Origin of the sequence: Bradyrhizobium sp. BTAi1 (assembly GCF_000015165.1) — a bacterium.
GTDB classification, from domain to species: Bacteria; Pseudomonadota; Alphaproteobacteria; order Rhizobiales; family Xanthobacteraceae; genus Bradyrhizobium; species Bradyrhizobium denitrificans.
Genome location: NC_009485.1, coordinates 5,487,831 through 5,510,185 on the forward strand (window position 1 = coordinate 5,487,831; position 22,355 = coordinate 5,510,185).

The 22,355-nt window shown below is 66.0% G+C and carries 18 protein-coding genes; 11 read left to right on the forward strand and 7 right to left on the reverse strand.

Going from position 1 to position 22,355, the window contains the following annotated elements; genetic code table 11:
* The first annotated feature begins 54 nt into the window (after nt 1-54).
* The 3 genes from BBTA_RS24605 to BBTA_RS24615 all read left to right on the forward strand — a co-directional run bounded on the left by BBTA_RS24605 (nt 55) and on the right by BBTA_RS24615 (nt 4,028).
* On the forward strand, nt 55-1,218 hold the full coding sequence (locus tag BBTA_RS24605) for a M20 aminoacylase family protein (RefSeq protein ID WP_012045213.1): 1,164 nt from the start codon (nt 55-57) through the stop codon (nt 1,216-1,218).
* 66 nt (nt 1,219-1,284) lie between these two features.
* A complete protein-coding gene (locus BBTA_RS24610) occupies nt 1,285-2,706 on the forward strand; it encodes an amidase (RefSeq protein WP_012045214.1) in 1,422 nt (473 codons plus the stop codon).
* Between the two features lie 431 nt (nt 2,707-3,137).
* Nucleotides 3,138-4,028, forward strand: coding sequence for a crotonase/enoyl-CoA hydratase family protein (locus BBTA_RS24615; protein WP_012045215.1), 891 nt, complete (start codon nt 3,138-3,140; stop codon nt 4,026-4,028).
* A gap of 251 nt (nt 4,029-4,279) precedes the next feature.
* Here BBTA_RS24615 and BBTA_RS24620 read toward each other — a convergent pair whose 3' ends face one another.
* The 3 genes from BBTA_RS24620 to BBTA_RS24630 form a co-directional block, all read right to left on the reverse strand.
* Nucleotides 4,280-5,257: an NADPH:quinone oxidoreductase family protein gene (locus BBTA_RS24620; protein ID WP_012045216.1), complete on the reverse strand. Its 978-nt coding sequence runs from the start codon at nt 5,255-5,257 to the stop codon at nt 4,280-4,282.
* A complete protein-coding gene (locus BBTA_RS24625; protein WP_012045217.1) occupies nt 5,257-5,859 on the reverse strand; it encodes a 2-hydroxychromene-2-carboxylate isomerase in 603 nt (200 codons plus the stop codon). The genes BBTA_RS24620 and BBTA_RS24625 overlap by 1 nt, the downstream gene beginning before the upstream one ends.
* A 222-nt stretch (nt 5,860-6,081) precedes the next feature.
* Nucleotides 6,082-6,786, reverse strand: a complete 705-nt coding sequence (locus tag BBTA_RS24630) for a glutathione binding-like protein (protein WP_012045218.1) — start codon at nt 6,784-6,786, stop codon at nt 6,082-6,084.
* Nucleotides 6,787-6,948: 162 nt separating this feature from the next.
* On the opposite strand from BBTA_RS24630, the gene BBTA_RS24635 reads away from it, so the two are divergent.
* Together BBTA_RS24635 and BBTA_RS41745 are read left to right on the forward strand one after the other, a co-directional pair.
* Nucleotides 6,949-7,971, forward strand: a complete 1,023-nt coding sequence (locus tag BBTA_RS24635; RefSeq protein ID WP_012045219.1) for a methionine synthase — start codon at nt 6,949-6,951, stop codon at nt 7,969-7,971.
* A gap of 496 nt (nt 7,972-8,467) precedes the next feature.
* Nucleotides 8,468-11,674: an autotransporter domain-containing protein gene (locus BBTA_RS41745; RefSeq protein WP_305727949.1), complete on the forward strand. Its 3,207-nt coding sequence runs from the start codon at nt 8,468-8,470 to the stop codon at nt 11,672-11,674.
* 182 nt (nt 11,675-11,856) lie between these two features.
* Here the strand turns inward: BBTA_RS41745 and BBTA_RS24645 are convergent, their stop codons facing one another.
* From BBTA_RS24645 to BBTA_RS24655, 3 genes are all read right to left on the reverse strand, one after another.
* Complete coding sequence (locus BBTA_RS24645) at nt 11,857-12,468, reverse strand: hypothetical protein (RefSeq protein ID WP_012045221.1); 612 nt, start codon at nt 12,466-12,468, stop codon at nt 11,857-11,859.
* Nucleotides 12,469-12,574: 106 nt separating this feature from the next.
* Nucleotides 12,575-13,096 (reverse strand): xanthine phosphoribosyltransferase, encoded by a 522-nt coding sequence (gene gpt, locus BBTA_RS24650; protein WP_012045222.1) that lies wholly within the window; start codon nt 13,094-13,096, stop codon nt 12,575-12,577.
* 37 nt (nt 13,097-13,133) lie between these two features.
* Complete coding sequence (locus tag BBTA_RS24655) at nt 13,134-13,871, reverse strand: molybdopterin-binding protein (RefSeq protein WP_012045223.1); 738 nt, start codon at nt 13,869-13,871, stop codon at nt 13,134-13,136.
* Between the two features lie 227 nt (nt 13,872-14,098).
* Here BBTA_RS24655 and BBTA_RS24660 point away from each other — a divergent pair, with 227 nt between their 5' ends.
* The 5 genes from BBTA_RS24660 (at nt 14,099) to BBTA_RS24680 (ending at nt 19,559) form a co-directional block, all read left to right on the forward strand.
* Entirely contained in the window at nt 14,099-15,517 is a 1,419-nt protein-coding gene (locus tag BBTA_RS24660; protein WP_012045224.1) for a circularly permuted type 2 ATP-grasp protein, read from the forward strand.
* Nucleotides 15,518-15,813: 296 nt separating this feature from the next.
* Nucleotides 15,814-16,758, forward strand: coding sequence for an alpha-E domain-containing protein (locus BBTA_RS24665; RefSeq protein WP_012045225.1), 945 nt, complete (start codon nt 15,814-15,816; stop codon nt 16,756-16,758).
* A gap of 189 nt (nt 16,759-16,947) precedes the next feature.
* Nucleotides 16,948-17,796 carry a transglutaminase family protein gene (locus tag BBTA_RS24670; protein ID WP_012045226.1) on the forward strand — a complete coding sequence of 283 codons (849 nt, stop codon included), beginning with the start codon at nt 16,948-16,950 and terminating at the stop codon, nt 17,794-17,796.
* A 197-nt stretch (nt 17,797-17,993) separates the two neighbouring features.
* Nucleotides 17,994-18,752 (forward strand): proteasome-type protease, encoded by a 759-nt coding sequence (locus tag BBTA_RS24675; protein WP_012045227.1) that lies wholly within the window; start codon nt 17,994-17,996, stop codon nt 18,750-18,752.
* Nucleotides 18,753-18,803: 51 nt separating this feature from the next.
* Nucleotides 18,804-19,559, forward strand: a complete 756-nt coding sequence (locus BBTA_RS24680; protein WP_012045228.1) for an SDR family oxidoreductase — start codon at nt 18,804-18,806, stop codon at nt 19,557-19,559.
* A gap of 117 nt (nt 19,560-19,676) precedes the next feature.
* Here the strand turns inward: BBTA_RS24680 and BBTA_RS24685 are convergent, their stop codons facing one another.
* On the reverse strand, nt 19,677-20,903 hold the full coding sequence (locus BBTA_RS24685; protein ID WP_012045229.1) for an MFS transporter: 1,227 nt from the start codon (nt 20,901-20,903) through the stop codon (nt 19,677-19,679).
* 118 nt (nt 20,904-21,021) lie between these two features.
* On the opposite strand from BBTA_RS24685, the gene BBTA_RS24690 reads away from it, so the two are divergent.
* The gene (locus tag BBTA_RS24690) at nt 21,022-22,272 is read left to right on the forward strand and encodes a NupC/NupG family nucleoside CNT transporter (protein ID WP_012045230.1); all 1,251 of its coding nucleotides are present in this window, start codon (nt 21,022-21,024) and stop codon (nt 22,270-22,272) included.
* Nucleotides 22,273-22,355: the final 83 nt, after the last annotated feature.

The window sequence follows — 22,355 nt, forward strand, 5'->3', positions numbered from 1 at the left end:
CCAGCCACTCCTCACATCATAAGAACATCTCACCAAGCTCCAACGGAACCCCACATGCCCACCATCGACCGCATCCAGGCTTACGCCGACGAACTCACCGCCATCCGCCGCGACCTGCACGCCCATCCCGAGATCGGCTTCGAGGAGACGCGCACCTCCGGCATCGTCGCCGAGAAGCTGTCGCAATGGGGCATCGAGGTGCATCGCGGCCTCGGCGGCACCGGCGTGATCGGCGTGCTCAAGGGCAAGGGCGACAGCGGCAAGCGCATCGGCCTACGCGCCGACATGGACGCGCTGCCGATGGAGGAGAACACCAACCTGCCCTGGCGCTCGACCATCCCCGGCCGCTTCCACGGCTGCGGCCATGATGGCCACACCACGATGCTGCTCGGCACCGCACGCTATCTCGCCGAGACGCGCAATTTCGACGGCACCGTGCATTTCATCTTCCAGCCGGCCGAGGAAGGCCTCGGCGGCGCGCGGGCGATGATCAAGGACGGCCTATTCCAGAAATTCCCCTGCGACGAGCTCTACGGCCTGCACAATGCGCCTGATCTCGCGCATGGCGAGATCGCCATCCTGCCCGGCCCGGCGATGGCCGGCGCCGACTTCTTCGACATCAAGATCTCCGGCTATGGCGCCCATGGCGCGATGCCCGAACGCTCCAAGGACGCGGTGGTGATCGCCACCAGCGTGGCGCAGGCGATCCAGACCATCGTCAGCCGCAATGTCGAGCCGCTGCAGGCCGCCGTCGTCTCGATCACCCAGATCCATGCCGGCTCGGCCTACAACGTCATTCCGGGCGACGCCTGGCTGTGCGGCACAGTACGCGCGTTCTCGGACTCCGTCCGTGCGCTGGTGCGCGAGCGCATGCGCGCGATCTGCGCCGGCATGGCCGCGGCGTTCAACTGCGAGATCGATGTCGACATCCGCGACACGTTCAGCGTCCTGGTGAACCAGGAGGAACAGTCCAAGGTCGTCGAAGAGGTCGCGCGCACCGTGGTCGAGCCCTCCAAGGTGCTGACGCGCTCGACGCCGAAGATGGGCAGCGAGGATTTCGCCGACATGCTGCAGACCATCCCGGGCGCCTATTTCTGGGTCGGCCATGACGGCTCGGTGCCGGTGCATAATCCAGGCTACGTGCTCGACGACAAGATCCTGCCGATCGGCGCCAGCATGTTCGCCCGCATCATCGAAACCCGTATGCCGGCAGCTTAGCATGATCTGACATGCGTCCATGAGCGGGTGGCGATCTCATACGAAGTTCGGCAACGGAGTTTCAGCATGCACAAGCCCGCCTCGGATGATGTCACCTCGCTGCACGACCTCTCCGCGGTCGATCTGATCGCCGGCTACCGCGCGCGCCAGTTCTCGCCGTCCGAGGTGATGGAGGATGTGCTGGCGCATGTCGCGGCCTGGGAGCCGCACATCAAGGCGCTGTACCTGCTCGACGTCGACGCCGCGCGGGCCGCCGCCAAGCTCTCGACCGAGCGCTGGGCCAATGACGAGCCGACGGGCGTGCTCGACGGTGTGCCGGCGACGGTGAAGGACAACATCGCCACCAAGGGCCAGCCGATGCCGCTCGGCGCCGCCAGCGTCACGCGCGCGCCGCTCGCGGCCGACGCGCCGCCGGCGGCACGGCTGCGCGAGGCCGGCGCGATCATCTTCGCCAAGACGACGATGCCCGATTACGGCATGCTGTCGTCGGGCCTGTCGAGCTTCCATCCGCTGACGCGCAATCCGTGGGATCTCCGGATGAACCCTGGCGGCTCCAGCGCCGGCGCGGGCGCGGCCGCGGCGGCGGGCTATGGCCCGCTGCATGTCGGCACCGATATCGGCGGCTCGATCCGGCTGCCGGCGTCGTGGTGCGGCCTGGTCGGGCTGAAACCGAGCTTCGGCCGGGTGCCGCTCGATCCGCCCTATGTCGGCCGCGTCGCCGGCCCGATGACCCGCATCGTCGACGACGCCGCGCTGATGATGAGCGTACTGTCGAAGCCGGACCGCCGCGACGGCACCAGCCTGCCGCCGTCCGACCTGCACTGGAAGATCGCGGAGAAGCCGGTGCGCAAGCTGCGCATCGGCCTGATGCTCGATGTCGGCGGCGTCGGCCAGGCGCTGGAAGAGCCGGTGCGGGCCACGACGCTGGCCGCGGCAAAAGCCTTCGCGGACGCCGGCGCCGTCGTCAGCGAGGTCAAGGGCTTCCTGACGCGCGAGATGCTCGACGGCCTCGACAATTTCTGGCGCGCGCGGCTGTGGGACGATCTGGCCCGGCTCGCGCCCGAGGTCCGCGCCAAGACCCTGCCCTACATCCTGCAATGGGCCGAGCGCGGCGCGACACTGTCCGGCGTGGAGGTGATCAGGGGTTTCAACGTCACCATGACCCTGCGCGCGGCGGCGGCCAGACTGTTCACCGAATACGACTACATCATCTCGCCAGTCTCGCCCGGCGTGAAGTTTCCGGCCGAGTTCGCGTCCCCCGTCAACGATCCGCAGGCGCCGTTCGAACACATCACGTACACCGTGCCGTGGAACATGTCGGAGAACCCGGCGATCTCGGTCAATGCCGGTTACGACGCCGACGGCTTCCCGATCGGCCTCCAGATCGTCGGCCGCCGCTTCGACGATGTCGGCGTGCTGGGATTGGCGAAGACGTTCGAGGGCCTGCGTGGCGAGCAGCGGCCGTGGCCGGCGCCGCCGGCCTTGTAGCCCGGATGCGCGCAGCGACATCCGGGTTCACCGACGCAGCGCGTGAGACCCCGCATGTCGCGACGCTCCTGCGTGCACTAGGCTTTTTGTTTGAGAAGGAGATGTTTCCACGCGTCATTGCGAGCGTCGTGTCGCAATGACCGGGAGAGAGCATGGCGCATCGCTACGGCCCCGTTCGCAGAAGTACAGGATGGCACCGAGCTTTTCGGCGCGTCCTGCGGCCAGCGGATGGGCACGCCGTCGCGCGCCGTTCCATGCTGCGGAATGATTCCGCGGGACTTTGCCACGGCGTCACGCTGAACTATTGTGTTCATGTCGCGGGTCTTGGTTGCGTCGTTATTCCGGGCTCACGCCCTACGGGCCGTGCCCCGGAATGACAGCGGCATTTTTGGCTCGCCTAACTAAGAACAACAACGGATCAGGAAACCCCCATGGCCTACCAGACCATCCTCTATGACGTCGCCGACAAGATCCTCACCATCACCTTGAACCGCCCGGAGAAGCTCAACGCCTTCACCGCGACGATGCAGCAGGAGCTGATCGATGCCTTCGATCGCGCCGACAGGGACGACGGCATCAGGGCGATCATCGTCACAGGATCGGGCCGCGCATTCTGTGCGGGCGCCGACCTCTCCTCCGGCGCCGACACGTTCGATCGCGATGCCAAACGGGGACCGGTGAAGCGCCATGCCGATGGCCGCGTCGACTATTCCGATCCGCAGGTGCGCGACGGCGGCGGCCAGGTGACGTTGCGGATCTTCAAGTCGCTCAAGCCGGTCATCGCCGCGGTCAACGGCCCCGCCGTCGGCATCGGCGTCACCATGCAGCTCGCGATGGACATCCGCATTGCGTCGGACGCGGCGCGGTTCGGCTTCGTGTTCTCCCAGCGCGGCATCGTGCCGGAAGCCGCGTCGAGCTGGTTCCTGCCGCGCATCGTCGGCATCTCGCAGGCGCTGGAATGGTGCTACACCGGTCGCGTCTTTCCGGCGCAGGAGGCGCTCGCAGGCCGTCTCGTCAGCAAGGTCGTGCCGCCGGACGAGCTGCTGCCGACCGCGCGTGCCCTGGCGCGCGAGATCGCCGACAAGACGGCGCCGGTGTCGATCGCGCTGATCCGCCAGATGATGTGGCGCATGATGGGCGCCGACGATCCGATGGAGGCGCACAAGATCGACAGCCGCGGCATCTACGCGCGCGGCCGCTCCGATGACGTCAAGGAAGGCGTGGTGTCATTCCTGGAGAAACGCCCGGCCCAGTTCAAGAACACCGTCACTGCCGACATGCCCGACTATTTCCCGTGGTGGGACGAGCGGGAGTACAAATAGCCTCCTTTGTCATTGCGAGGAGCGGCGCAGCTTGTAGCCCGGATGAGCGCGGCGACATCCGGGTTCATCGACCCAGCTCGTGAGCCCCCGCATGTCGCTACGCTCATGCGGGCTACGCGCTGTCATTGCGGGGAGCACTTGCGACGAAGCAATCCAGACTCTTTCCGAAGCCCCTGGATTGCTTCGCTGCGCTCGCAATGACGGCACCAAACAGGAGCTGTCGTCCCGGACAAGCACGCGCGCGCCGCGCCTCAATCCATCACCAGCGCGACGCGGCCGATGGCCTTGCGGTTGATCAGCAGTCGCATCGCGCGCGCATAATCCGCAAACGGTACGCGGTGTGAGACATTGGGGCGCAGTCTGCCCTGCTCCGCAAAATCGAGCAACGCGGCCATGCGGCGCTCGCCGAGCGCGGGATCCTGGCGCACGGCCTCGCCCGCGCGGACGCCGAGGACGCTGGCGCCCTTCATCAAAATCAGATTGGTGCGGGCCAGCCCGATGCCGCCGGTGAAGCCGATCACCAGCAGCCGCGCGCCCCAGGCGATGCAGCGGACGCTGTTTTCGAACACCTCGCCACCGACAGGATCGAACACGACATCGACGCCTCGGCCATCGGTGATGCGCTTGACCGCATCGCGAAACGGCTCGCGCGCATACAGCACGAGATGATCGGCGCCGCGCGCGCGGGCCACCGCGAGCTTCTCTTCGGACGAGGCCGCCGCGATGACGGTGGCGCCCAGCAGCTTGCCGAGCTCGACCGCGGCCAGGCCGACGCCGCCACCGGCGCCGTGCACCAGCAGCGTCTCGCCGGACCTGAGCTGGCCGCGATCGACCAGCGCATGATACGCGGTGCCGTGGCCGGCGAGATAGGTCGCGCCTTCAGCGTAGTCGAAGGTCGAGGGCAGCGGCGTGAGCTGGCGGGCTGCGACCACCGCCTCTTCTGCATAGGCGCCGAAGCGCATGCGCACGATGACACGGTCGCCGACGGAACGCCCCGTCACAGCGGTGCCGGTCTCGATGACATCGCCGGCCGCTTCCACGCCCGGCGTGAACGGCAGCTCGGGCTTGAGCTGATACTCGCCCGCCGCCATCAGAATGTCCGGAAAGTTGATGCCGGCGGCGCGGATCTTCACCCGCACCTCTCCCTCACCTGGCGCGCGCGGCGGCAGATCTTCGAGCCGCAACGCCTCCGGTGGCCCGAGCTCGCGACAGACGATCGCCCGCGGCATCAGGCCGTCCGCCGCTTCGCCAGCGCCTCGCGGATCAGCGGCAGCCGGTCATTGCCGAAATACATGTCGGTGACATCGACGAAGATGGTCGGCGAGCCGAAGCCGCCGCGCTTCACCACCTCCTCGGTGTTGATGCGCAGCTGGTCCTTGATGCCCTGCTGGGCGATGCCGTCGAAGAACGCCTGCGGATCGATGCCGACGCGCCGGCACGCCTCGGTCAGCACCGCGTCCTGCGAAATGTCCTGGTTCTCGCCCCAGTAGATCTCGAACACGCTCCGCGCGAACGGCACCATGTCCTGCCCCAGCCAGATGCAGCCGCGCATCGCCTTGACGCTGTTCACCGGGAACACCGATGGCGGCATCTTGATTTTGAGCCCAGCCGAGCGCGCCCAGTCGCCGAGGTCTTTCAGCATGTAGGCCGCCTTGGCCGGCACCGGCTTTTCACGTTGGGCGTAGACGCTGGGATTGACAGTGTTGAAGATGCCGCCGACCAGAATGGGCCGCCAGACGATGTCGACGCCGAATTCCTTCGCGAGCGGCTGGATGTTGTGGAAGGCGAGATAGGTCCAGGGGCTGGAGCAGTCGAAGAAGAATTCGATCATCGGTTGTCCTCAATGTCTCAACAGGTTCGACGGTGCGCGGCAAACAACGCAGACTGGTCGTGCCGCCCCTGGACTGCTTCATCGCTGCGCTCCTCGCAATGATGGAGAGCGTGAGGCCAGTTCGCTCCACCGTCATTGCGAGCGCAGCGAAGCAATCCAGGGGCGGCAACAAAGGGTCTGAATGGTTTGTCGCTGCCTTCCTCGCAGCAACGCAAAGTTTGCTCACTGTCTCCCCATCATCTCCTTCGCCTGCCCACCGAACATCACGTGGCGTGTCTTCTCGTTAAACGGCTCTTTGACGAACTTGCCGATCGCAAGCCCGGCCTGCAGCTTCGGCCGGGCCCGCAAGGTCGCGTACCAGCGCTTGATGTTGGAGAAGTCGTCGAGCGTGAACCCCTGCGCCTTGTGCGTCATCATCCAGGGAAAGCAGGCGATGTCGGCGATCGAGTAGTCGTCTCCTGCGACATAAGCGCCGGTCCTGCCGAGCTGCACATCGAGCACGTGGAACAGACGCGCGACCTCGTCGCGATAGCGCTGGATCGCGTAAGGGATCTTCTCGGCCGCATAGAGCGCGAAATGTCCATGCTGGCCCATCATCGGCCCCAGCCCGGCCATCTGCCACATCACCCATTGGATCACGCGCGAGCGCGCCCGCATCTCCTGCGGCAGGAACGTCCCGGTCTTGTCGGCGAGGTAGATCAGGATCGCGCCGGTCTCGAACACCGAGAAGGGTGCCCCGCCATCGGCCGGCGCATGATCGAGGATCGCAGGGATCCGATTGTTGGGGCTGATCGCCAGGAACTCCGGCTTGAACTGGTCGCCGGCGCGGATGTCGACGGGAATGACCTTGTAAGGCAGCCCGAGTTCCTCGAGCATGATCGAGATCTTCCAGCCGTTCGGCGTCGGTGCGTAATGGAGATCGATCATGCCTTCCCGCTTCCCTTTCCCGTTGTCCCGCCTCTGTACAGCCCGGACCATTATGCCGCGCTGCGGAACGCAAGCGCCGGCTTCGTTCTTCTGTACCTGAAGGGTAAGCCATGGCACACAGGCGCTCAAGCCTGACCGCCCCCTGTGCCGGAGAGTTCGACCATGCTGTTTCCATCGACCATTGCAGGATCGCTGCCGAAGCCGGAATGGCTGGCCGAGCCGAACGTGCTGTGGGCCCCGTGGAAGGCGAAGGGCGAGGAGCTCGCCCGCGCCAAACGCGATGCCACGATCCTGGCGCTCAAGCTACAGGAGGATTCCGGCATCGACATCCTCACCGAGGGCGAGCAGTCGCGGCAGCATTTCGTGCACGGCTTCCTCGAGCGCGTCAACGGCATCGACTTCGCCCACAAGGTCGAGATGGGAATCCGCAAGGACCGCTACAAGGCGATGGTGCCGCAGGTGGTGGCGCCGTTGGCGCTGAAGGGCCGCGTCCACGGCGATGAAGCGCGGATCGCGCGCACGCATACGACGCGCGCGCTGAAGTTCACGCTGCCCGGTCCGATGACGATCATCGACACCATCGCCGACAACTATTATGGCGACCGCGTCAAGATGGCGTTCGCCTTCGCCGAACTGTTGAACCAGGAGGCCAAGGCGCTGCACGACGACGGCATCGACATGATCCAGTTCGATGAGCCCGCCTTCAATGTCTACATGGACGAGGTGCGCGATTGGGGCATCAAGGCGCTGGAGCGCGCGGCCGAAGGACTGACCTGCCCGACCGCCGTCCACATCTGCTACGGCTATGGCATCAAGGCCAACACCGACTGGAAGGAGACGCTGGGCAGCGAGTGGCGACAGTATGAGGAGACCTTCCCGGTCATCGACGCCAGCTCGATCCAGCAGGTCGCGGTCGAATGCCGCAATTCTAAGGTGCCGATCGAGCTGCTCGGCCTGTTGAAGAACAAGATTGTGCAGGCCGGCGTCATCGATGTCGCCAGCGACGAGATCGAGACCGCCGAGGACGTCTGCAAGACCATCGAGGACGTCATGAAGGTGGTGCCGAAGGAGAACATCATCGCCACCACAAATTGCGGCATGGCCCCGATGCGGCGCGAGGTCGCCGAAGCCAAGCTGAGTGCGCTCGGCACCGGCGCGAAGCTGGCGCGTCAAAGGTTCGCTTGATCGGCTGCGGGCGGCAGACGCGAGCGCTCCGTCAGCGCCTGCTGCCCATGTCTCACCGCCGGCATGTGGTGAATTGCGTGCAGGTCTTGGCGTCATCGCTCAAGCGATTCATACGAATCGCGCGCGGACGCGCAGCGTGCGACGTGCGGTCTCGCAAGACCCCGTAAGACAACGGATGAAGTCACGCGCGCGACGTCGACGTCGCCACCAGCGGCTTTTCTTGTGCAGCTTGTTGTACATTGAACAGCGCTGACCAGCACGACATGCGTTTGTCTTACTGGCAAATCTCCCACGATTCTTTCGGCGATACCCCGCGCACAGTTTTCGAGACGCGCTGTGTCTCTGCTGCGCTTGACAATTGATGTCCGGGCATTTCATTTGATTGCTACTGTTTGGTGTAGTCGCGGCCAAGCCTGCCGCTCGAATCGGCTTCTGATTTCACTTGCCTTCATTGCTGGGGATGGGGATGACTTGCTTTGCGAGAACGAACTTTGCTGTGCCGAATTCAAAGCCGCGGCGCTGGCTCGCGCTCTCTTTCCTCCTTGCAGGCACGTTTCTGAGCACCCAGGCCCTGGCGATCGACGTCGCCAATCAGGCCGACTGGAATACGGCAGTGGCGGCGGTCGCAGCCGCAGGCGCCAACTCGACCGTGACAATCAACATCACCAGCGGCTTCACCCTGTCCAGCTCGCTTGCGCAACTGCAAGCCGCCAATAGCAACGTCACGGTGAACATCACCGGCAATGGCCAGACGATCAACGGCGCCTCCTCGTTTCAGGGCATCGTCGTCAACGGTGCCAATGCGCCGACCGTGAATATCTCCAGCCTGTCGATCACCAACACCGCTGCGATCGGCGGCAACGGCCAGAATGGCCAGAACGGTTACTATAGCGGCGGCTTGGCCTATGGCTCCGGCGGCGGCGGCGGCGGCGGTCTCGGTGCAGGCGGCGGCCTGCTGGTCGGCAGCGGCGCCAACGTCACGATTGCCGCGGTGACCTTTACCAGCAACAGCGCCACCGGCGGCCATGGAGGCAACGGCGGCAGCGCTCAGAACGCGGCGGCTGACCCGGTCAATGGCGGCAATGGTGGCGCGGGCGGCGCCGCCAACAATGGCGGCGCCAGCGGCGGCGGCGGCGCGGGCGGCACCGGCGGACATGCCGGCGGACAAGGCACGGCCGGCACCGCGGGCGCCTCGCTCGGTGACGGCGGCGGCGGCGGCGGCGGCTCCGGCACCACCAACAGCACCACCTACACCAACAACAATCCCGGCGGCAGCGGCAACGCCAACGGCGGCAACGGCGGCAGCGGCGGCGACGGCGCGACGAATGCCAGCGGCGCGGGCGGCCCCGGGCCCGGCTCCGACGGCGGCGCCGGCGGCAATGGCGGCGCCGCCAATGGCGGCGCCATCTACGTCGCCACCGGCGGTACGCTGACGATTCTCGATTCGCCGATTTCCGGCAACACCGTCGCCGGTGGCGCCGCCGGCACCCCCGGCATCGGGATCGGGCCAAGCGCCATCAATGGATTTTCAGCAGCGGCAGGCGCAGCGCAGGGCGCCGGCATCTTCCTGAGCGGCGTGACGGCCAATATCGGCGTGTCCGGCGGCAGCGTGACCTATGGCGACTCCATCGGCGGCACCGGACTGACGACCGGCGGCGTCAACACCGCCATCAACAAGACCGGCGCCGGCACCTTGGTGCTGTCAGCGACCAACACCTTCACCGGCAACGTCAACATCAGCGCAGGCACTGTTTCGATCGGCGCCACCGCGAACCTCGGCAACGTTGCCAATGACGTGATCATTTCCAATGGCGGCACGCTAGCGGTCACTGGCACGACCACCCTCGCCAATGGTCGCGACTTCAAGATTGCCGGCCTGTCGACGATCGATGTGACCTCAGCGACCACGACCACGCTGCAAGGCATTGTCTCCAACGGCGCTTCCGCCGGCACCTTGGTAAAAGCGGGCGGCGGCATCCTGCTGCTGTCGGGCACCAACACCTACACCGGCGAGACCAACGTCATCGGCGGTACGCTGCGCGCGGGTACGGCGAACGCATTCGGCGCCAGCACCGTCTTCAGCGTGCTGTCCGGCGGCACGCTGGATCTCAACGGTTTCAACAAGACCTTCGGCACGCTGAGCGGCGACGGCGCCGTGACCGGCGCCAATGTGACGATCGCCGGCACTTTCACGCCCGGCAATGGCAACCCGGCCTCGTCCATGGCAATCACCGGAAACCTCGCATTCCAGTCGGGTGCGGTCTATCTGGTGCAGCTCAACCCGACGACCGCCTCACTTGCCCAGATCACCGGCACCGCCAATCTTACCGGCGCTGCGGTCACTGCGAACTACGCCAACGGCACCTACATCTCCAAGAAGTACACCATTCTCACCGCGACCGGCGGCGTCAGCGGCACCTTCAGCGGCGTGACCAACACCAACCTGCCGGCAGGCTTCTCCTCCACGCTGAGCTATGACAGCAACAATGCGTTCATCGACCTCACGATGAACACGGCGTCGGGCAGCATCAACCAGCAGAACGTCAGCAACGCGCTCACCAACTATTTCAACAGGAACGGCAGCATTCCGGTCGTATTCACCGGCTTGACTCCGACGGGGCTGACACAGATCTCGGGCGAGACCTCGACCGGCTCGCAGCAGACGACCTTTACTGCGATGACCCAGTTCATGGGCATCATGACCGATCCGTTCCTCGGCGGCCGCGGCGACCAGGGCTCTGCGCCCGCCGGCGCGATCGGCTATGCCGAAGAAGCGCTCGCTTATGCGACCAAGCGCAATCCGAACGACGCCCTGGCGGCGATCTATACCAAGGCGCCGGCCGCGCCGGTGGCAAGGCCGAACTGGAGCGTGTGGGCGGCCGGCTTCGGCGGCTCGCAGAGCACCGACGGCAACACCGCGCTCGGCTCCAACAACACGACCAGCAACATCTACGGCACGGCCGTCGGCGCCGACTATCGCTTCTCGCCTTTCACGATCGCCGGCTTTTCGCTGGCGGGCGGCGGCACCACATTCAACGTCGCCAATGGCGGCAGCGGGCGCTCCGACCTGTTCCAGGCCGGCGCCTTCGTCAGGCACATGATCGGCGCAGGCTATGTTTCGGGGGCACTGGCCTATGGATGGCAGAACGTCACCACCAACCGCACGGTGACGGTGGCTGGCGTCGATCAGTTGCGAGCCAATTTTGATGCCAACACCTTCGCCGGCCGGCTCGAAGGCGGCTATCGCTTCATCTCGCCATGGATGGGGTTCGGCATCACGCCCTACGCCGCCGCGCAGTTCACCACCTTCAACCTGCCGGGCTATGCCGAGAGCGCGGTCGCCGGCGCCAACACTTTCGCGCTCCGTTTCGGATCGCAGAGCTTGACCGATACGAGGTCGGAGCTGGGTGTTCGCACCGACAAGGCCTATGCGCTGACGGACGGCGTGTTCACGCTGCGCAGCCGCTTCGCCTGGGCCTATGACTTCAATCCCAGCCGTTCGGTCGGAGCCACGTTCCAGACACTCCCCGGCGCATCCTTCGTCGTCAACGGCGCGCGGCTGGCGCAGAACTCGGCGCTGACGACGGTCGCCGCGGAAATGAAGTGGAGAAACGGCTGGTCAGCCGCAGCAAGCTTCGAAGGCGAGTTCTCGGACGTGACCCGCAGCTACGCCGGCAAGGGCGTCGTGCGCTACGCATGGTGACGCGAGGGCCGCGCAGTCCCTCGGCCGTCGTAGTCCGTAGCCCGCAGGAGCGACAGCTGGCGCGCCGCATGCGCGACGACGCCAGCGACATGCGGGGTCTGATGCGCCATGTCGCAGAATCCGGATGTCGCTGCCGCCTTCGCCTTGCGGGCGCAGGCGTCCGCTGATTGGGGCCACGGGGCTTAAGCGCTCGGATGGAGCACCGGGCGATAGCCGGCTTGCAGCGCGCGAAGCGTCGACGGAGGGGTCAGCAGACACACTGCCGTCACGTCGTCGCGGGGGTCGCCGTAGCCGGCGAAGGACCATGGCCGGCTGCGGCCCGCAACGATCAGCAGACTCTCCTCGCCCGCCTGCACCATCGTGCCGTCAGGCAGATCGGCCACCGGCACCGTCAGCGGGTGCAGCCGCTTGCGGCCATGGTCGAGCCGCTCGCGATGCAGCACCCTGTCGATGTCGGCGGCGCGAACACCGCTGACAGCATTGCCCTGCTGCCACGCCGCACGAAACCGGTTGGCGTCATCGCGGCGGCAATAGAAGCATGGCCGATGTCCGCCGGCCAGGGCCGTGGCCTCGTCGAGGAAGAACAGTTCGGTCCAGCTCTGCGTCGCCATCACCTCGCGGCGGCGGCCGCGGAAATCGCACAGGCAGACCAGCCATGCTTGGCTCGACCAGCGCTTCCGCAACAACGTCCTCGTCGCGGGATCATGGATGATGCCGCGATTGCCAGTGAACAGGCCGCGGTGCGGCGTGGCGACAATCTCGCCTGTCGGCGTGACACGGTTCTGCAGAGGCATCGGCTCCTCCGCCTGCGGCTGCGGAGCGGCAAATGGCGAGCAACCCATGATTCGGCCGCCCTCCCGCCCCCCTGTTCGCTGCTCCCTACTCCCTATTCCCCCCTCATCACGCCGCCCCGTCGCGCAGCGGCGGCGCGAAGGACAGCGCGGTGTCCCAGGGGAAGAAGATCCAGGTGTCCTGCGACACTTCGGTGATGAAGGTGTCGACCAGCGGCCGGCCCTTGGGCTTGGCGTAGACGGTGGCGAAATGGGCGTCAGGCAGCATTTCGCGCACCAGCTGAGCGGTCTTGCCGGTGTCGACGAGGTCGTCGACGATCAGGAGCCCCTTGCCGGTGCCGCTGCCGAGCTTGAGCGTATCCTCGGAGATGGCCTTGAGGATGTTCAGCTCGCCCTGGCGGGTGTGGTCGTAGCTGGCGATGCCGACCGTGTCGATCACGCGGATGCCGAGCTCTCGCGCGACGATCGCCGCCGGCACCAGCCCGCCGCGGGTGATGGCGATGATCGCGGCGAACGGACCGGCATCGTTCAGCCGCCAGGTCAGCGCCCGGCAATCGCGGTGGAACTGGTCCCAGGACACCGGGAAGGCCCGCCCCGCCCGCTCCTCTGCCGTCAACGTCTTGTCCGCCATCTCGTCTGGTCCGTCTGTTCTCGAAGCCGCCTTCTGCTTAGCGCGTCACGTTGAGCCCGGCGAGCATCTCCTTCACCGCCGCCATCGCCGCCGACAGCTTGTCCTGGTCGCGCGAGCGCACCACCAGATGCGTGTTCGGCTTCTGGTCCTCGTCGATGAACGGATAGCTGCCGATGATGGTGTCGGGATGCGCCTTGGCGATCTCGCGCAAGGGGCCGCCGATGTCGCCCTCGCGCGCATTGGCGCGCACGGTCTCCGACAGCATGCGCACGCCCGATTTCAGCTTCGGCGCGACGATGTCCATCATCGCCTGCATGATGGAGGGCACGCCGGCCATGACGATGACATTGCCGAGCTTGAAGCCCGGCGCCAGGATGGTCGCGCTCTGGATCAGCTCGGCGCCGTCGGGAATGCGCGCCATGCGCAGCCGTGCCTCGTTGAGGTCCTGCTCGCTCCAGCGCTCGCGGAATCGCGCCACGACCTCGGGATGATGGTCGATGCCGACGCCGAACGCCTTGGCGATCGCGTCCGCGGTGATGTCGTCATGGGTCGGGCCGATGCCGCCAGTGGTGAACACATAGGTGTAGCGGTGCCGCAGTGCGTCGAGGGCTGCGATGATCTCCGGCTCCTCGTCGGCGACGACCCGCACCTCCTTCAGGTCGATGCCGAGATTGGTCAGGTATTCGGCGATGAAGCCGATATTCTTGTCCTTGGTCCGGCCGGACAGGATTTCGTCGCCGATGACCAGCAACCCCGCGGTGACGATCTCGCTCATGGTTTCTCCTCGCATCTGACGTCTCTTTTGGCCCGCGCCGAAGCCAATGTCATCCGTAACGTCGCGGCTTATGCCGCGGATTTGAGCATCATGCAGCCGGTTTTTAAGGCAGGCTTCCCGGCACCCCACGAAATGCCGCAGGAGAATGCATATCGCGCTGGCCCAGCCCTTGCTACCATCATGCAGAGTCATGCAGTGTATGACGAAGCTGGGACACACGGGCATCTATGGCAGTTGCGTTCGACGAAATGAACGAGCCGGGCGGCGACGTCCGTCAGGCCTATCAGGAGCTGTCGCGGTGGCTGAAGGAAACGCCACCGGAGGCGCTGGAATATCGCCGCCATGAAGCGGAGCTGTTGTTCCGCCGAATCGGCATCACCTTCGCCGTCTATGGCGAAGCGGAGGCGCAGGAGCGGCTGATCCCGTTCGACGTCATCCCGCGGATCCTCTCCGGCAAGGAATGGGCGCTGCTGGAGAAGGGGCTGAAGCAGCGCGTCAAGGCGCTGAACATGTTCCTGCGCGATATCTATCACGGCCGCGACATCCTGCGCGCCGATGTCGTGCCGGACGACCTGATCTTCCAGAACCCGGTATTCCGTCCGGAGATGAACGGCCAGGACGTGCCACACGACGTCTATGTCCACATCGCCGGCATCGATATCGTCCGCGTCGACGCCAACGACTTCATCGTGCTCGAGGACAACGCGCGCACGCCCTCGGGCGTGTCCTACATGCTGGAAAACCGCGAGATCATGATGCGGCTGTTTCCGGACCTGTTCGCGCGCCACCGCGTCGCCCCGGTCGAGCGTTATCCGGACGAATTGTTGTCGGCGCTGCGCTCGGTGGCGCCGCTCAGCGCCTCGGCCGAGCCGACGGTCGCGCTGATGACGCCCGGCATCTATAATTCCGCCTATTACGAGCACTCGTTCCTGGCCGACAAGCTCGGCATCGAACTGGTCGAGGGCCGCGACCTCATCGTCAAGAACGAGGAGGTTTTCATGCGGACGACGGAGGGCCTGAAGCGGGTCGACGTGATCTATCGCCGCGTCGACGACGACTTCCTCGATCCTCTCACCTTCCGGCCGGATTCGGCGCTGGGCGTGCCCGGCCTGATGTCGGCCTATGCCGCCGGCAACGTCACGCTCGCCAATGCGGTGGGCACCGGCATCGCCGACGACAAGGCGATCTATTCCTACATGCCGGACATCGTGAAGTTCTACCTGGACGAGGAGCCGATCCTGAAGAACGTCCAGACCTGGCGCTGCCGCGAGCCGCAGGATTTGTCCTACGTGCTCGACCATCTCGGCGAGCTCGTCGTCAAGGAGGTGCACGGCTCCGGCGGCTACGGCATGCTGATCGGACCGGCCGCGACCAAGGCCACGATCGAGGCGTTCCGCGACAAGCTGAAGCGCGAGCCGGAGGGCTTCATCGCCCAGCCGACGCTCGCATTGTCCACCTGCCCGACCTGCGTCACCTCCGGGCTTGCGCCGCGGCATGTCGATCTGCGTCCGTTCGTTTTGACCGGGCGCGACCGCACCACCATCGTGCCTGGCGGCCTGACCCGCGTGGCGCTGAAGGAGGGATCGCTGGTGGTGAATTCCAGCCAGGGCGGCGGCACCAAGGACACATGGGTGCTGGATGAGTGAGTGTCGGTTTGCGCGCGTGGAGCCGCCAGCTCGCTCTCACCTCTTCCGGCCCGCGGCGGAGAACACGCACCAGGGCCTCATGGTTCGAGACGCGCCGCAAGCGGCGCTGCTCACCATGAGGGCCTCGGATCCCGCTTCACCTGCAGCCCTCGTCCTGAGGAGCACGCCGCAGGCGTGCGTCGCGAAGGACGGCCGCAGGCGCGTTCGTCGCAAACGCTCGACCACACGATTCCCCGGATCTGTGCCTGCCTTCCCCGTCGCCGGGGCAGCTTCACTCCGCACCTTGTAGATTGCCCATGCTCTCGCGCACCGCCGAAAACCTGTACTGGCTGGCCCGCTATGTCGAGCGCGCCGAGTATCTCGCCCGCACCATCGACGCCACCCTGCGCGTCACCGCCCTTCCCGCGGCCTATATCGGCAAGACCAATGAGTGGGAATCGGCGCTGATGACCGCCGGCGTCAATGTCAGCTTCTACGAGGTCTATGCCGAGGCCAACGAGCAGAACGTCATCGAATATCTGTCCTTCAACCAGTCCAACCCGTCCTCGATCAAGAACTGCATCGAGGCTGCGCGCCTCAATGCCCGCTCGGTGCGCACGGCGCTCACCTCCGAGATGTGGGACACCCTGAACGGCTCCTGGATCGAGCTTCAGGAGGTATGGAGCAAGGGCACCAAGACGCGCGAGGAGCTGGCGCGCTTCCTGCGCTTCGTGCAGGAGACCTCGCTGCGCTTCGACGGCTCGGCCTACCGCACCATGCTGCGCAACGACGCCTATTGGTTCTCGCGGCTCGGGCTGCATCTGGAGCGCGCCGACAACACCGCGCGCATTCTCGACGTGAAATATCACGTGCTGCTGCCCGAGGAGGAACATGTCGGCGGCCCGCTGGACTATTACCAATGGACCTCGATCCTGCGCTCGGTCTCGGCGCTCACCGCCTATCATTGGGTGTATCGCGAGACGCTGAAACCCTGGCTGATCGCGGACCTCCTGATCCTCAACGACACGCTGCCGCGCTCACTCGCCAGCTGCTACGGCAACCTCGTGCGCAACCTCGACCAGATCGGCGTCGCTTATGGCCGCCAGGGGGCGGCGCAGCGCCATGCCCGCGGCGTCCGCAACCGGCTGGAGCATTCCAACATGGACGACATCTTCCAGCGCGGCGTCCACGAGTTCATCCAGGAGTTCATCGGCGACAATTCGCGGCTGGGGGAGATCATCACCAAGCAATATCTGATCTGAGCCGCTGTACGGCCGAGCCCTGGGCTCTGCCGCCAGAAAGACGAAAAGGCGTGCTGCCGAGCTGTGTCCGCAACACCACGGCCCCGGGCTTGGCACCAATCCCTCCGCTTGAGGACCCTTCTCCCCCTTTCAGGGAGAGTTGAAACGAGCTACCGCGGACAGCACACTGACGAAAACCGGTCGACCGCCATGCGCCTGCGTATCTCCCATTCCACCACTTACCGCTACGAGCCGGCGGCGACTGGCGCCATCCAGATCATCCGCATGACGCCCGGCAGCCATGACGGCCAATATGTGGCGGAGTGGCAGATCGATGTGTCGACCGATTCCCGGCTCGATATGCACGAGGACGCGTTCGGCAACGTGACCCATGTGATCACCCATGGCGCGCTGCAGGACCTCACGATCACCGCCGAAGGCCTGGTCGAGACGCACGACACCGGCGGTGTGCTGAAAGGCGCGGATGAGCGGTTTCCGCCCGGCTTCTTCCTGCGAACCACCCCGCTGACGGCGGCCAATGCCGCCATGGCTGCCGTGGTGCGCGACCTGCGCGCGGAATCCGAGAGCGACGCGCTCGGCTTCCTGCACACCCTGATGACGCAGGTCTATGAGCACATGACCTTCGACGAAGACCCGACCCACAGCGGCACTTCGGCAGCCGAGGCTTTTGCCTTGAAGCGGGGCGTCTGCCAGGATTACGCCCACATCTTCATTGCCAGCGCACGCGCCGCGGGCATCCCGGCCCGCTTCGTGTCAGGCCACTTCCTGCGCTCCGATGGTGCAGTGCATCAGGAAGCTGGCCACGCCTGGGCCGAAGCCTATGTGCCGAATCTCGGCTGGGTGGGTTTCGACGCCGCGAACTGCATCTGCACCACCGACGCCCACGTTCGGGTGGCGATCGGGCTGGATTATCTCGGCGCGACGCCGGTGCGCGGCACCCGTTACGGCGGCGGGACCGAGACGCTGACCGTGAAGGTGAAGGTCGAGCAGGTCGGCCGCGGCGGGCAGTCGCAATCGCAGTCGCAGCGGCAGTCCTGAAATCCGGGACGGCTCTCGGAGCCCGCATGAGCGAAGCGACATGCGGGTTCGCCAAGACAGCACGTCAGACCCCGGATATCGCTCCCGCCCGCGCCCTGCCGGGCGCCGGCTGCCGCTCATGCGGGCTACGGCATTGCAGGGTTGGACGTTCGACCGAATTTCGCTACTAATTCGCGCTCTGGCTCGGGGGACTGACGATGACCTATTGCTGCGGAATTCTGGTGCGTGACGGGCTCGTCATGATCGCGGACACCCGAACCAATGCCGGTCTCGACAATGTCTCGACCTTCCGCAAGCTGCACATCTTCTCCAATCCCGGCGAGCGCATCGTGGCGGTCGCCAGCGCCGGCAATCTCGCCATCAGCCAGTCCGTGCTATCGACCCTGACCGAAGGCATGGAAGACCCCGAAACCGGCGAGGTCGAGACGCTGATGAACGCGCCGACCATGTTCCAGGCCGCGCAGCGCATCGGCAAGGCGATCCGCATGGTGCACGCGACCGAAGGTCCGGCCCTGAAGGCCGAGGACATCTCCTTCGATGTCTCCTTCCTGTTCGGCGGCCAGATCAAGGGCTCGCGGATGCGGCTGTTCATGGTCTACACCGCCGGCAACTTCATCGAATGCACCACCGACACGCCGTATTTGCAGATCGGCGAGCACAAATACGGCAAGCCGGTGCTCGACCGCGCCATGCATTACGATGTCGAACTCTACGAGGCGCTGAAGACCGGCCTGATCTCGATGGATTCGACGATGCGCTCCAATCTCGGCGTCGGCCTGCCGATCGACGTGCTGGTGGTGCGCGCCGACGCCTGCGAGGCCGACCTCAACCATCGCATCGAGGCCGGTGAGCCCTATTTCCATGACCTCCGCTCGCGCTGGTCGGCGGCCCTGCGCGCTGCGCATAACAACATTCCGCGGCCGCCCTATAAGACTCAGAGCGAAGTGAAGCACTGACGCGGCACAACGCTCAAAACTGCAAAACGTGAAAACTGAAGGTGAGGAAACATGGCTGAAGCGGCAAAGAAGATCGCGCTGGTGACGGGCGCAGGCACGGGTGTCGGCCGCGCCGCATCGCTGGCGCTGATGAATTCCGGCTTCACCGTGGTGCTGGCCGGCCGCCGCAAGGAGATGCTGGAGGAGACCGCCAAGCTCGGCCCGGCTGGCATGAGCCTGCCCGTCTCCGCCGACATGATGGACCCCGCCTCGATCGCGGCGCTGTTCGACATGGTCAAGTCGACCTATGGCCGACTCGACGTTCTGTTCAACAATGCCGGCATGGGCGCGCCGCCGGTCCCGTTCGAGGATCTCACGATGGAGCAGTGGCAGTCGGTGGTCGCGACCAACCTCACCGCGCCGTTCCTGTGCACGCAGCACGCCTTCCGCATCATGAAGGACCAGTCGCCGCGTGGCGGTCGCATCATCAACAATGGTTCGATCTCGGCGCATGCGCCGCGGCCGTTCTCCTCGCCCTACACCTCGACCAAGCACGCCATCACCGGCCTGACGAAAGCGTCGAATCTCGACGGCCGTGCCTATGACATCGCGGTCGGCCAGATCGACATCGGCAATGCCGAGACACCGATGACCGAGCGCATGGTCGGCGGCGTGCTGCAGCCGGACGGCCGCATGATGCCGGAGCCGCGCATGGACGTGAAGGCCGTCGGCGATGCCGTCGCCTACATGGCCGGCCTGCCGCTCAGCGCCAACGTCCTGTTCATCACCGTGATGGCCACCAAGATGCCGTTCGTCGGACGGGGGTGACAGCTTTGTAGATGGGGTAACGGGCCGACCGCCCGAGCGGCACGCGAACGCGCTCCCAAATAGCGCCGGAGTGAGCGTGCCGCTCGGGTGGTCGGCCCGTTACCCCATCTACGAGTGCTACTCCAGCCGCTCGACCTTGCGCAGCGTTGGAAACAGCTTCATCCACAACAGCGCGATCGCGATGGTGCCGAGGCCGCCGAGCACGGCGGCGGGCATGGCGCCGAACAGCGCGGCGGTGACGCCGCTCTCGAACTGGCCGAGCTGGTTGGAGGCGTTGATGAACAGGAAGTTCACCGCGCCGACCCGGCCGCGCATCTCGTTCGGCGTGGCGAGCTGCACCAGCGAGAAGCGGATGACGACGCTGATCGTGTCGGCGGCGCCGAGAACGGCGAGTGCGAGGACCGACACCCACATCACATGCGACAGGGCGAACACGACCGTGGCGGCACCGAACACGATCACGGCCTGGAACATGCGCAGGCCGACACGCCGCCTGATCGTATAGCGCGCCAGCACAGCCGTCATCGCCAGCGCGCCGACCGCGGGCGCCGCGCGCAGCACGCCGAGGCCGAACGGCCCGGTGTCGAGAATGTCCCGCGCATAGATCGGCAGCAGCGCCGTGACGCCGCCGAGCAGCACCGCAAACAGGTCGAGCGAGATGGTGCCGAGGATCGCCGGGTTGGCGCGGATGAAGCGGACGCCGGCGAACAGGTCATCCTTGCTGCCATCGAGGCGCTCGGCCGGCACGTCGTCCGGCACCTGCATCAGGCCGGTCAGCGCCATGCCGGCGAGCCAGAACAGCATCATGACGCCATAGGGCAGTCCGGGCGCGACCGCATAGGCGAAGCCGCCGATGGCAGGGCCGGCGATGGTCGCGAGCTGCGCTGCACCGCTCGACAGCGCGCTCGCCCGCTGCAACGTGCCTTCCGGCGCGATCAGCGGCAGCAGCGCCGCGGTCGCCGGGCTCTCGAATGCCCCGGCGATGCCGAGCACGAAGGTGGCTGCGAACAGCTGGATTTCGCCGAGCTGGCCGGCGGAGGCCCCCCAGCACAGATAAAGCGCGGTGAGCGCCTCAGCGAGCTGGCAGAGCTGCACCACGCGCTTGCGCTGAAAACGATCGGCGGCGCTGCCGGCGACGAAAACGAGCAATGCCGTGGGCAGGAATTGGATCAGCCCGACCATGCCGAGATCGAAGGCCCGTCCCGTCAGATCGTAGATCTGCCAGCCGATCGCCACCGCCGCGATCTGGCTCGCGAAGCGCGACAGGCTGCGGGACGACAGGAAGAACAGGAACGCGCTTTGCTTCAACAGATCGCGCGCGCCGATCGGGACGGTGGTCGACATGATGGGCCTGCGTGACGCAGGCCCAGATGCTTGTCAATCGCAAGTCCCGCATGGCGGCATGGCGTTGCGCGGAGCGGTTCCCTGCGCTCATAATTCACCAGGTGGTTTGGGGGATTTGATGCTTCAGCTGCAATCGGCGTTCGGAATCGTCGCGCTGCTCGCGATCGCCTGGGCGCTCGGCGAGAACCGTCGCGCGGTGTCGCTGAAGCAGGCCGCGCTGGGACTGATGGTGACGATCCTCACCGCAGTCGTCCTGCTGAAGGTGCCCGCGGTGGCCCGCGCCTTCGGCGCCATCAACGACGCCGTCGGTGCGATCTCGCAGGCCTCGCGCGCCGGCACCTCGTTCGTATTCGGCTATGTCGGCGGCGGCGCCCTGCCCTTCGATCTGAAGGCACCCGGCGCCGACTTCGTGCTCGCCTTCCAGGCGCTGCCGATCGTGCTGGTCATGAGCGTGCTGACGACCCTGCTGTTCTATTGGCGGGTGCTGCCGCCGCTGGTGCGCGGCATGGCCTGGCTGCTGGAGCGCACGCTCGGCGTCGGCGGCGCCGTTGGCCTCTCCACGGCGGCCAACGTCTTTCTCGGCATGGTCGAGGCGCCGCTGTTCATCCGCCCTTATCTGGCGCAGATGACGCGCAGCGAATTGTTTCTGGTCATGACCGGCGGCATGGCCGGAATCGCCGGCACCGTGCTGGTGCTGTACGCGACGTTGCTGGCGCCGCTCATCCCGGACGCCGCCGCGCATTTCGTTATCGCCTCGGTGCTCGGCGCACCGGCGTCGATCCTGATCAGCCTGATCATGGTGCCGGAAACCTCGAAGCAGCTGACCGGTGGCGCGCTCGGCGATCCCGACATGCAGGCCTCCTCGACTATGGACGCCATCGTCAAGGGCACCGGCGCCGGGCTCGAGCTGCTGATGAACATCATCGCGCTGCTGCTGGTGCTGGTGGCGATGGTGCATCTCGCCAATGCCATCCTGTCGCTCTTGCCCGCGATCGGCGGCGCCGCCATCTCGCTGCAGCGGCTGCTCGGCCTGGTGATGGCGCCGGTGTGCTGGCTGATGGGCCTGCCATGGTCAGAGGCCGTCACCGCCGGCAGCCTGATGGGCACCAAGACGGTACTCAACGAGCTGATCGCCTATGTCGAGCTGTCCAAGCTCGACGCCGCGGCGCTCGATCCACGCGCACGGCTGATCATGCTCTATGCGATGTGCGGTTTCGCCAACTTCGCCAGCCTCGGCATCATGATCGGCGGCCTCGGCACCATGGCGCCGACGCGGCGCGACGAGATCAACGCGCTCGGCCTGAAATCGATCGTCTCAGGCACGCTGACGACATGCTTGATGGGGGCGATCGTGGGGGTGTTGACGTAGCAACGCACCTCTTCGCCCGCGATGGCATGCGCAACCGCGTGTCCGTCAGGGACGGACGAGCGACAGCTGGCGCAATTCAGAGA